This is a genomic window from Paenibacillus sp. (assembly GCF_035645235.1).
In the GTDB taxonomy this organism is placed as follows: domain Bacteria; phylum Bacillota; class Bacilli; order Paenibacillales; family YIM-B00363; genus Paenibacillus_AE.
Genome location: NZ_DASQMZ010000159.1, coordinates 1 through 11,847 on the forward strand (window position 1 = coordinate 1; position 11,847 = coordinate 11,847).

Genomic DNA, 11,847 nt, shown 5'->3' on the forward strand with positions numbered 1-11,847 from the left:
TCGCTTCTTCCAATTCCTTGTCCTTAAAGACGCGCTTGCCGTCCACTTCGTCGAACAAACCGGCGCTCTTCGGGCCCCAAGTGTACATCTTCTCGCCGACCTCGGATACCATGTAATCGAGCCAGCGAATGATTTGCGGCAAATCTTCTTCCTTCACGCTGTCTTTGAAGATAACGATGCCTTGGTTGCTCTTGACCGGTCCGAGCGGCGTAATGAATCGTTCCGTATTGACCGGCGAGTCGATGAACACTTTCCGGTAACGGTACGTTTTGCCGGCAGCCTTCAACACGCTCTCGTCCGGCGTACTGAACAAGTAAGCGACCGCGTACTGACCGTTGTTTAATTTCTCAAGGTGCGTCGCGTTGTTCTCGACGAGCGAATTCGGATCCATCACTTTATCGCGAACCATCTTATTGAAGTCGGCGACGGTGTTCTTAAAGAAGTCCTGCTGGAACATGAACTCGATCTGCTTCGTCGTCTTATCGTAATAAGTAAAGTAATTGTTGTTGCCCGGGAGACGGGTATACATACCTGCCAGAACGGCCAGCGTGCTCCAGTTGTCCTGACCGCCGAACGCGTACGTCACTTCGACCGGCTTGCCGTTTTCCGTAATGTTTTCCGTCTTGATCAGGTTTTGCATGTCGTAGAGCATTTTCTTGAGGTCTTCCGTCGATTTGAGCGGTACGTCGTAAATTTCTTCGCGAGTGAATTTACCGCCGTTCTTGACGAACAGCGCATCGATCTCGTCCTGCGTCTTCGCCGTCGGGTACAATTTCTTCAACAGATCGTCCCGCACCCAGACGAATCCGTCGTTGCCGGATTGCGCATTCGGAGAGTCGAAAGACGGATCGATAATCTTGAGCGAGCGATCCGGATCGCCGAGCTGCGTCGGGAACGCGTAGATCTTACCGTCTTGGAAATTGTTCGTGACGAACCGTTTCGCTTCCGGGAACGTGTCGAACGACAGGCGCTTCTTCAAGTTCGGCGCGTACTTGTCGATGTATTCGGTCAAGTCGTACGCTTTGCCCGCGGCGAACATATCCTTCAGGTTGCCCATCCCGGATTCTGTCACGAACGCGATGTGCGGCCAGTCGTTGGCGGCGTTCAGCATACCGAGTTTCACGTCGATCGCCTGTCCGCCGTTATCGAAGCTCTCGTCCCTGTCCAATTCGATGCCGGTTACCCGCTTGATCTCCGGGCTTACGACGTCTTGCGTCGGTACCGGTCGATTCGCGTCGCCCGTGCCGTGCGCGTACCAAGCCTTTAGCTTCAACTGCTTCCCGGTCCAGTCCGGCAGCTCGGAGCTGTCCGATACGGAATCGTACATATTGTAGTAAGCATTCTCTTCGGCCGTTTCCTGCGCCGCAGGAGTGCTCGCGTCGCCGGTCGTCGGCGCCGCCGCCCCTTCGCCTGCGTCTTTATTGTCCACGCAGCCTGCAATCAGCGTCGTAAGTACGGCCGTCGCCAGAACCAAGGCCATCGGTTTGCGCATCCGCTTTCCCATTTCTGCTTCCCCCTAAAGATCGTTTTTGAATGTATATCATGCCGGACGACCGTCGATCGAAGCGCCCGCCAGGCATCATACCGAATGGAATTGTGATCGCTTTCATGAGGTTTGAATTGATCTTATTCCTTTTCGAAACTTGATTATAGTAAATATTCGGAACGCCTATACCGCAATTCGGATCAGGTCTCCGGTTATTCCTTCACCGCGCCGAGCGTCACGCCCTTCACGAAATACTTCTGCAAGAACGGATATACGAGGACGATCGGCAGCGTCGTCAAAATAATGTTCGCGGCGCGAATCGCTTGCGGCGTCGCTTGCGGTTGGGTTCCGACGGACGTCGCGTTACCGGACCGAATCGCCTCCTGGAAGAGGCTTGCCATCCGTTCGCCTTCCTTCAAGATTTGCATCAAGATGTACTGCAGCGTAAATAGATCCCGGTCGGTCACGAAATAGAGCGTCGTCGTCCAATCGTTCCAGTGGTATACGGCCGTCCACAACGCCATGACGGCTAGGATCGGCAGCGACAGCGGTACGTAAATGCGGAGCATGATGACGAATTCGTTGGCGCCGTCCATCCGCGCGGACTCCGCGAGACTCTCCGGAATCGTATACAAGTACGAGCGGATTATAACCATATTGTACAAGCTGAACGAGACGGGAAGGATGTACACCAGAAAATGGTTGAGAATGTGCATCTTCGAGTACAGCAAATACACCGGAATCAATCCGCCCCCGAAATACATCGGGATCATCAAGAACATCAGCATCGCGCCTCTGCCCTTCACCCCTCTCAACGTGAACGCGTACGCGCACGTATACTGCACCGCCAGCGCGAACGCCGTGCCGACGACGACGCGAAGGACGGAAACGAGCGTCGCTTGCACGATGTCCGGGTTCGACAGCAGCAGGTCGAAGTTCGCGAAAGACAGCACGCGCGGATAGAAGGTGATCCCGCCGAATCGGGAGTCGAGCGGATCGTTCAGGGCGTAAGCCAAGACGTTCAAATACGGGAATACCATCGCCAGGACCAGAATCGTCAGCAGCACGGCGTTGGCGACTTTAAATGCGCGATAGGATGTCGACTCGTAATTCATGGGGCTCCTCCTTTCTTACCAGATCGATATGCCGGTCGTTCGCTTCGAAAGCGCGTTCGCCCCCACCGTCAGCAGCAGCGCGACCAAGCCCTGCATAAACCCGATGGCAGCCGCCATGGAGTAATTCCCCTGCTGAATGCCGGAGGAGAAGACGACGGTCGAGATGACGTCGTAATTAATGAAGGCGTTCTGCATACCGTAGACGAGCTCGAAGTTGCTCATGAACAGCGTGCCTAACGTAAAGATCAAGAGCAGGATGGCGGTCATCTTCAAGCCGGGCAGCGTAATGTGCAGATGCTGCTTCCACCGGTTCGCTCCGTCGATGCGAGCCGCTTCGTAGAGACTCGGATCGATCGCCGTGATCGCCGCCAAATAGACGACCGTCCCCCAGCCGACTTCTTTCCAGACGCTGAGCAGCAGCAAAATCGGAAGGAACAATTCCTGCTTGGATAGGAACATGATGCGTTCGCCGTCGGAGAGCAACGTCAAGAAATCGTTCAACGGCCCGTACACGTCGAAGAACGAATAGGCGAGACCGACGACCGCGATCCATGACAAAAAATGCGGCAAATAACTTAACGTCTGAACTGATCGCTTGAATAACCCGTCCTTCACCTCATTGATCATCAGCGCCAGCACGATCGGCGCCGGGAAACAGACGAGGATGGTCAAGACGCTCAGTTCCAGGGTGTTGTAGATCGCTTCGCGGAGCATGGGCGTTTCGAACACGTCCCGGAAGTGCTTCAGCCCGACCCAAGGGCTGTTCCACAAGCCGGCGAAGATGTTGTAATCCTGAAACGCAGCGACGATGCCCGGCATGGGCAAGTATGCGAAGATGAACGTCAGCACGAGGGAAGGCAGAAGGAGCAGATATGCGAATGCATTCATTCGGATCGCCCCCGCTAGGCTTCGTCGCGGCGGCCTCCCCGCAGCCTGGGTCATGATGGTTTTCTGCGTCATAGACTTCTCCTCCGGTTTAGGTGCTCAATGGCTTGTTGCGCGTTCGCGCCTCGCCTTGACTTTAAGCATACCCCGTTCTAGAACGTACTTATAGTAAGGAAACGGAAATGCCATAACGGTATCCGGAACAAACCCCCGCCTTCGTATGCAATGGAAAAAGGCAGGCCTTCCTCTGTACGAGGATGCCTGCCTTGCGATTTGCGCCCGCGCCGGATTCAAGATCGTTGCGCGCGGACCGCGGCGGCCGCCGCATCGAACCCGGCCGGCACGCGCAGCGTCACGGTCGTTCCTTGCCCCGGCTCGCTCGCGATCTCAATCCCATAGCTCGGGCCGTAATACACCTCGATCCGCTTGCGTGTATTGACCATGCCGTATCCGCTATAGAGACTGACGCTTTCGCCGCTGAGCATTTGGCGAATGCGCTCGGGATCGATGCCGGCGCCGTTATCCGATATCGCGATTCGGATATCGTCCGCATGACGCGTGACGCGAATCCCGATAGCGCCGCCGGTTTCGCGTCCGTTGATGCCGTGGAGCACGGCGTTCTCGACGACGGGCTGTAGGAGATGCTTCACTAGCGGCTTATCGCCTAGGCCCTCCTCGACGAAGATCTCGAAGTCGAATTCGATGCCGTAAGCGAATTTCTGCAAGCTTAAATATTCCCGCATCATGTCGAGCTCTTGTTCGATCGTGACGATGCTGCTGCCTTTGTTGAGCGCGATCCGGTAATAACGAACCATCGAATGGATGACGGTGCGGATGCGCTCGTCGCCGCTGATCCACCGCATCGTCGACAAGGTGTTGTAGAGGAAGTGCGGGTTGATCCGCTCCTGCAGCAGCTGCGTCTCGAGCACGGTGCGTTCGGACTCGAACTCGGTAATGCGCTTGTAATAATCCCGGATACGGACGATCAACTCGAAGAACACATTACCCATCCGGCTAAACTCGTCGTCGGTCGTCGAGATTTGCAAGTTTTCGTTATTGATCAAATTTTCGACGGTCGTATTCATCCGCCGGAACAATACCTCGAACTTCTTGGTGAGGAAGAACGCGACGGTCTCCACCGTCACGAACAACATGATCGTGACGCCGACGAACATAGCCGCTACCGCCAGAAGGTACCCCCTCAGTTCTTGAAACACGAGCGCTCTGGGCACATACATCGTAACCGTACCGATGCCGGACTTCAGCGCTTGCCGTATTTCGTAGTGGTTCTCCGGCGAGGCGGAGGCGGCCCCGTCGTCGTCGCCGCCGCCGATCGGGAAACGGAACGCGCCGTCGGACGTCTCGAACACAACCATTGACCCCTTCGGCATCTCGAATTGGAAGAACGTCGGGAACGACGAAAACGGCATACGGATTTCGGTGACGCCGAGCGGCCCCCGGAACGAGGACAGCTTCTTGAAGGCGTACAAATATGTTGAATCCGCATCCGTTCCGTCTTCGGACAACGTGGCCAACCGCCAGGTGATGCTCCCGTCGTTCGACGCAAGAATTTCTTCCCTCAGCCGTCGCCCGCCGTCGGCCTCGAAAGCGCCGAGGGTAGCGATATTGCGCAAATAATCCCCGTTCAGCGTCGCTTCGTCCATGGAATAAATGACGACGTCGACGTTGGATAAATCCGCCTTGACCGCGCCGATGACGCTTTGCAAATAATCGTTGAACGACATAATTCCGACGAGATTTTGATCGGTTTTCGTTTCCAAATAATTGTTAATGTAAAAGTTATTGTTAATGAATAACATCTTGTCGACGTTCGAGGCCAGCATATTGTCGACCCCCGCCACGCCGCCGGCCAGCTGGGCTTCGTTCTTCTCGAGAATGTCGGCCACCTTGCCTTGCCAGACGTTGAAGAAGAGCACCGAGCCGAGTACCAGCATCGGGATGAGCGAGAAGATAAAGATGATGGCCGCGATCTTATGACGATATTTCCATTTCCCGAAGCGGAACATGCGGCCGCCCCCCGTCGTCCGAGATTACCGCAAGACCAGCTTGCTCTTGTATTCCGCCGGCGTCATGCCGACGTTCTTCTTGAAAGCCAGACAAAAATACGACGTATTGACGTAGCCCACCTGCTCCGCGACGACGGCCACCTTGCTGTCCGGCTCCTTCAGCAGCTGCTTCGCGATCCCGATGCGGTATTCGACGAGATAATCGAAGATCGTCTGGCCCGATTCCTTCTTGAAAATGTTATTCGCATGCCGCCCGCTCAAATAGACGGATTTCGAAATATCCTCGACCGTGATCGGCTCGTTGTATCGTTGCCGGACGATGCCTCGAATCGTCTCTACCAACTTGAGGTGCTTCGTTGGATTGCGCTCTGTAAGGTGCTCCTTAATCGAGGCGAAGGTACGGTACAGCAGCGCGCGCGCTTCGGCCGCGGATTCGAGCTTGCCGACCCGCATCCAGATGGACGGCTCCTCGCCGAGCATCTCTTGAAACGATTTGTTCGCTTCCATCAGCAGCACGCTCGCCAAGTTCAGAGCGAGGAACGCGAAGGCTTTCACGTAGCTTTCGTTGCGGCTCGCTCCGGGGACGTTCAAATATTTGTCGAGGAATTCGTCGACGTCGGCTTCCCCGTCGTAGGAAAGCAGCGCCTTTACGTCGCCGTATACCGCTTCCAGCCCCGGCAAATCGCCGAACACGTTGCGCTCGGCCGCGTCTTCGATTTCCGCGTAGGCGATAATCGGATTGCTGCCTTCGTAGAAGGTCGTATTGACGGCTAACGCGGACTGACGGTATAGCTCCGCGATCGCGGCGAGCGACGGCGAAGCGTTGCTCATGCCGATGGTGAAGGCTGAATCGATGCGTTGCGCGACGGTCGTGTGCAGCGCGACCGTGGTCTCCATAAAACTTTCGGCGTCGCCGAACAGCAGGACGGCATACAAGTCGGCGGCCATCTGCACCGGGTATGCGCTCCCGGCAGGCTCCAAGGCGGAGACGATCTTCTTCACCGTATACGACCGATAATAGGAGTCTATTACGCTGGGAGCTTGTCCCTCTTTCGCCGGAGCCGCGAAATTTATCGACAGTACGGCGAGACTGGCGCCGGCCGGAACCGGTACGTGCAAGAAATCGATCCGCTCCCGAAGCTCGTCCTCGCTGCGGAAGTTGCCGAGGAGCATCTCCTTGAAGAACTGTTCCTGTACGAGCGGGAGCATCCCCTCGAGCTGCCGGAGCATGGCGTTCCGCTCTCGTTCCCCGCGTTCGCGCTCGGTCATATCGGCCACGAGCTTGCGTACCGCCGTCTCCAGCTCGTCCGAGACGATCGGTTTCAAGACGTATCCGTATATGCCTAGATCGACCGCCGATTTCGCGAATTCGAAATCGCTGTGGCAGCTGGTGAAAATCATCTTGACTTCGGGGTACCGATCGCGCACGCGCTCCGCGAGCACGACGCCGTTCATCGTCGGCATGGCGATGTCCGTCACGATCACGTCCGGACGCAGCGCTTCTACGTTCGCGAGCGCCTCGGCGCCGTTCGCGAACGTGCCGACGACCTCGACGCCGAGCCTCGCCCAGTCGACGGCGTCCCGGATTCCGTTGCGTTCGTATTTATTATCGTCGACGATAAACATTCTGAACACGGTCTTCCCCGCTTTCCTCAAGGATGATTGCTCCATAAACCTAATCGCGGTCTCGACAAGCCGACGAACCGGCTCCCCATGGAGAAGCCGGTGTACGCCGAAATAAGAATGAAGCGTTTTCAAACCAATTGTACTTCCATCTTCGCTCGCACGCTAGTAAATATCCGGAATAATCGCAACGGGATCCGGAAGCGTGAAAGTAGGCGCCGTTATCCTTCGACGCCTTGCTAGAGTTCTACCTTTTAGTACGTAGGTCATACGCCGAGTCCGCCTCTTTACGGAATTGGTTCGGCGAGACGCCCGACCAGTTCTTGAACACCTTGCTGAAGTATTTCTCGTCCGCGTAACCGACCATCTCGGCGACCTGCGCGATGCGCCATTGCGGGCTCAGGAGCAGCAGCTTCGCTTTCTCCATGCGCACGCGCACGAGGAAGTCCGACACGTTCTCGCCCCGCTCCTGCTTGAACCTCCGCGATATATATTCCCGGCTGAAGCCGAAGCGATCGGCGATGTCCTGCAGCGAGATGTCCTCCCGGTAGTTCGCTTCGAGATAATCCGCGATTTCTTGCATCGTCGGACTCGACGCGGGGGAACGCAGCACGTCCGCGAGGGCGAGCAGGAGGCCCGTCACCTCTTCTTGCCACAGCTCGAAGGACAAGCGGCCTTCGTCGTCGACCGGGACGAGGAACGCGCCGGGATCCATCGCGCTCATCCGCTTCGCCAGCGCCGGCTCGAGCGACCGGCCGTTCAAGCAGCGCGCGCGGAACACCGCGAATTCGTGCACCCATAAATCGAGCTGCTCGGTCGTCACGACCGGCAGCGCCCGCACCTCGCGGAACCACGCGTCCGCCGCCGCGGCGATCCGCTCTTCGTTCCCGCTGAGCAGCGCGAGCCGCAGCGTCTCCTGATACCGCTCGAACCGAAGCGTCGCCGGGCCGGCGGCGCTCTCCCTGCCTTCGTACGGATGAATGCGTCCGCCGCCCGACAGCAGGTTCCGCTGCTTCAGCGCGGCGAGCGCCTCGCGGTGCGTCAGCGGCAGCTCCGACGGAAACCGCCGCACCCCGCCGATGCCGAAGTCGAACGTCACGCCGTACGTACGATCGATGCCCTGGTTAATTTCTTCGACCAAAGCCGGCAGCCGTTCGACGTCCGCCCAGCAGACGATCACCATCTCGTGCGCCTTGTTCGCGTTGCGGAAAGCATAGCCGACCCGCTCCCGGCGGCACAGAAACTCGTTCGCGATGTTCGCGATCGCGTAGCTGAGCAGATCGAGATTGGACGCGAACTTATCCTTGATCTTCCTCTGCATCGTCTCGAAGGACAAGACGGCCGCGCGCGCCAATCGGGCGTCCGCCGCGATGCCGAACTCCGCCTGCAGCTCCCGCGCGAATGTCGGGAACACCTCCGGCTCCTCGATCAGCTGCGTGAGCGCCTTATCCCAATAAATCGGCTTGATTTCGTTCAGCTTCATGTCCCGGCTCTGATCGCGGCTCCGCGTTCGCTCCTCGGCCTTCCACGCGTCGACCGCCTTGCGCAGCACTTCGTTCAACTGCTCCTCGTCGATGGGCTTGAGCAAATAATCCATCCCGCCGTATTTGATCGTGTGGCGCACATAGCCGAAGTCGTCGTGTCCGCTGATGACGACCGTCTTGCACGACGGGCGATGCCGCTGAAGCCACTCCAACAGCTTGGCGCCGGTCATCATCGGCATCAGCATATCCGTAAACACGATTTCGGGCCGCTTCTCCTCGATCACCCGGACCGCCTCCGCGCCGTCCGACGCCTCGAGCACCTCGGAGATGCCGTAGCTTTCCCAATCGATCAACATCCGGATCGCGTCTCGAACATGCTTCTCATCGTCTACGATTAAGACCTTCATCCCGTCGCCCCCTCCTCGCCGCCGCCGGCGGACAGCGGCATCTCGAGCCGGACGCGCAGCCCTCGCGGCTCCGCGGCCTCCAGCGTCAAGAAGGCGCTCCGATCGAAATACAATTGCAGCCGCGATTGCACGTTGCATAGGCCGATCCGGTCCGCGGCCGCCCAATCGCCGCCGGCCCGCAGCCGGTCGAGCTGCCCCTGCAGCGACGCGAGCGCCTCCTTACCCACGCCCGCGCCGTTATCCTCAACCACGACGACGAGGCGCCGCTCCGCCTCGATGCGCGCGGTCACGCGAATTTCCCCCTCGTGCGTATGCACGAATCCGTGTTTGAAGCAATTCTCTACGATCGGCTGCAAAATCATCCGCGGCACCTCGACCTGCTTCGCCTCCTCTACGACGTCGAGACGGAACGCGAACTTCTCCTCGAACCGCTGCGCCTGCAAGTCCAGATACGCCCGCACGTAGTCCACCTCCATCGCGAACGGCACCATCGACTCGCTCGCGTTCATTTGGTACCGCATCATTTTTCCGAGGGAGGCGATCAAAGAATAAATTTTCTTCTCCTGCTTCTGCAGCGCCAGCGTGCCGATCGACTGAAGCGAGTTGTTTAGAAAATGAGGATTCACCTGCGCCTGCAGCGCCTTCAGCTGATTCGTCTTGTTCGCGAGCTCGAGCCGGTACTCCTTCGTAATCAGTTGATCGAGCCGCTGAATCATCTGATGAAACCGACGCGACAAGATGCCGATCTCGTCGGTCCGCCGCATGACGAGCTCCGCGTCGAACTGTCCGGATTCCACCTTGTGAATGTATTGGATGAGGCGCTTGATCGGCGACGTGAAGTGGAACGACACGAACATCGCCGCCACGACCGCGACGACGAGGAATGCCAGCACGATCGACCCGTTGATCAGCGTCAGCCTGCGGGCGTCTTGATACAGCACCTCGTAAGGCACCCGCTTCACGAGCACCCATTCCGCGAACGGCGTGCGAATCGTCGAATACAGATGAATGCCGCGGAAGGAGGCATCCTCGTACTCCATGTGCCCCGACGCCGCCGTCGACGCCAGAATGCCGGGCAGCCACGGCTTCGCCGCGTCCGCGTCCGCCCCCTCGGAAGCGAATACGACGGCGCCCCCGCGATCGAACAGGAACAGTTCTTCTTCGCCCGGGGCATACAGCATCTCGCTAATCTCCCGGATCATATCGTCCTTCACGTCGATCGAGAGCGAACCGAGAATTTGATCCGTCGGCTCGTTCAAAATTTTGCGGTGGATCGTAAAGACGTCCTCATGCATCTCGAACGGGAAGCGCGCGACGCCGTAATCGTGGCTGCGATGCGTCGGCTCGAGAAATACGTCCGTATCCGCCGGGAAGTCCGGCGCGAACGACGCGCCGGAGACGTAACGCGGCAAGTTGTAGGCGAGACGGAACGAGATGTTCGACCGTTTCATGTACATATGCACCTGCTTCGCCTCGGCGAGCGAGTTCGTCATATATTGTAGATTTACGTATAACTCCTTCTCGTCGGAGAAGCCGATCTCCCGCTTCTCCACAATCTTATACAGGCTCCGCTCGTTGCTCGCGTTCTGATAGAGTAGGAGCGAGGTTTGATTGATCCGCTCCAAATAATTCCGCAGGTTCGTGCTCCCTTGGTACAGCAGCGTCGTGTTCTCCTGAATGTAGGATTCCTTCACGCTCGCCTTCGCAAAAAAATACGTGACGACGATCGAGGTCGAGATCGGCAGCACGATCGCGACCAACAGGAATAGGATGAGTTTGTTCTGCAAGCTGTTTCGTATCGCGGCCGCTGCCATGTCCCCCGCTCCCCTCGTCCTGGTGGATACGCTTACATTGTAGCAGGTGAGGTCAATATTTTCCACCTTTCTCGTCATTTCCATCGGTGTTCAGCGCCGCGGACCATCTTTATACTGAAAATCAAAGCTTTCAAACGGGGAGGGATACCCATCGAACTTACAAGAAAAAGAGCCTCCGCGGAGTGGAGCCGGCAGCTCGTCTTCGTCGGACCCGCCGTCCTGTTTTTCGTGCTGATTATCGCGGTTCCTTTTCTGCTAAGTATTTATTACGGCTTTACAAGCTGGAACGGGGTCAATTCTACGGTCACTTGGGTCGGATTCGAGAACTACAAGCAGGTGTTTCTCGAGGACGAGGGGTTCCGCAACTCGTTCGGGTTCACGGCCCGGTATACGGTGGCGGCGGTCGTGCTGACGAACCTCGTCGGCTTCGCGCTCGCGCTGCTCGTCACGCAGAAGCTCCGCACCAGCAACGTGCTCCGCACGATTTTCTTTCTGCCGAACGTTATCGGCGGCTTGCTGCTCGGATTTATCTGGAGCTTTATCTTTGTGAAGGGCTTCGCCGCGGTCGGGGATTTGACGAACATCGGATTTTTCGAACTGCCGTGGCTCGGTACCGCCGGCACGGCCTTCTGGGGCATCGTCATCGTGACGATCTGGCAATACGCCGGGTATCTGATGGTGATGTACATCGCCGCGCTGATGAACGTGCCGAGCGAGCTGATGGAAGCCGCGCGCATCGACGGGGCAACGAGGCTGCAGCTGCTGCGCACGATTATCGTGCCGATGATTATGCCGGCTGTCACGGTATGCCTGTTCCTCACGATCTCCTGGTCGTTCAAGGTGTTCGATCTGAATCTGTCGCTCACGAAGGGCGGTCCGTTCGGTTCGACGGAATCCGTCGCGCTAAACATCTATCAAGAGGCGTTTCGAAATAACCGGTACGGCATCGGCACCGCGAAGGCGCTCATCTTCTTCGTCGTCGTAGCGATCATTACGACGCTGCAGG

8 protein-coding genes are annotated in these 11,847 nt (G+C 57.7%); 1 reads left to right on the forward strand and 7 read right to left on the reverse strand.

Annotated elements, in window-relative coordinates:
* The 7 genes from VEZ38_RS15820 to VEZ38_RS15850 all read right to left on the reverse strand — a co-directional run.
* On the reverse strand, positions 1-1,504 hold a 1,504-nt coding region (locus VEZ38_RS15820; protein ID WP_324895097.1), incomplete at its 3' end, for a hypothetical protein.
* Positions 1,505-1,698: 194 nt separating this feature from the next.
* Positions 1,699-2,601, reverse strand: coding sequence for a carbohydrate ABC transporter permease (locus VEZ38_RS15825; RefSeq protein ID WP_324895099.1), 903 nt, complete (start codon positions 2,599-2,601; stop codon positions 1,699-1,701).
* A gap of 15 nt (positions 2,602-2,616) precedes the next feature.
* Positions 2,617-3,489: an ABC transporter permease gene (locus tag VEZ38_RS15830; RefSeq protein ID WP_324895101.1), complete on the reverse strand. Its 873-nt coding sequence runs from the start codon at positions 3,487-3,489 to the stop codon at positions 2,617-2,619.
* A gap of 287 nt (positions 3,490-3,776) precedes the next feature.
* Positions 3,777-5,513, reverse strand: a complete 1,737-nt coding sequence (locus VEZ38_RS15835; RefSeq protein ID WP_324895103.1) for a sensor histidine kinase — start codon at positions 5,511-5,513, stop codon at positions 3,777-3,779.
* A gap of 24 nt (positions 5,514-5,537) precedes the next feature.
* Positions 5,538-7,139 carry a response regulator gene (locus tag VEZ38_RS15840; RefSeq protein WP_324895109.1) on the reverse strand — a complete coding sequence of 534 codons (1,602 nt, stop codon included), beginning with the start codon at positions 7,137-7,139 and terminating at the stop codon, positions 5,538-5,540.
* Positions 7,140-7,383: 244 nt separating this feature from the next.
* Positions 7,384-9,027 carry a response regulator gene (locus VEZ38_RS15845; protein WP_324895105.1) on the reverse strand — a complete coding sequence of 548 codons (1,644 nt, stop codon included), beginning with the start codon at positions 9,025-9,027 and terminating at the stop codon, positions 7,384-7,386.
* On the reverse strand, positions 9,024-10,841 hold the full coding sequence (locus VEZ38_RS15850; protein ID WP_324895107.1) for a sensor histidine kinase: 1,818 nt from the start codon (positions 10,839-10,841) through the stop codon (positions 9,024-9,026). Before VEZ38_RS15850 ends, VEZ38_RS15845 begins: the two co-directional genes overlap by 4 nt.
* Before the next feature lie 150 nt (positions 10,842-10,991).
* Between VEZ38_RS15850 and VEZ38_RS15855 the strand changes: the two genes are divergently transcribed.
* On the forward strand, positions 10,992-11,847 hold an 856-nt coding region (locus VEZ38_RS15855), incomplete at its 3' end, for a sugar ABC transporter permease (RefSeq protein ID WP_324895111.1).

What these genes read in the sequence shown, in the direction of transcription:
- VEZ38_RS15825 (WP_324895099.1), bottom strand. Translation starts at nt 2,601, where the DNA reads ATGAATTACGAGTCGACATCCTATCGCGCATTTAAAGTCGCCAACGCC.
- VEZ38_RS15835 (WP_324895103.1), bottom strand. Translation starts at nt 5,513, where the DNA reads ATGTTCCGCTTCGGGAAATGGAAATATCGTCATAAGATCGCGGCCATC.
- VEZ38_RS15830 (WP_324895101.1), bottom strand. Translation starts at nt 3,489, where the DNA reads ATGAATGCATTCGCATATCTGCTCCTTCTGCCTTCCCTCGTGCTGACG.
- VEZ38_RS15845 (WP_324895105.1), bottom strand. Translation starts at nt 9,027, where the DNA reads ATGAAGGTCTTAATCGTAGACGATGAGAAGCATGTTCGAGACGCGATC.
- VEZ38_RS15850 (WP_324895107.1), bottom strand. Translation starts at nt 10,841, where the DNA reads ATGGCAGCGGCCGCGATACGAAACAGCTTGCAGAACAAACTCATCCTA.
- VEZ38_RS15840 (WP_324895109.1), bottom strand. Translation starts at nt 7,139, where the DNA reads ATGTTTATCGTCGACGATAATAAATACGAACGCAACGGAATCCGGGAC.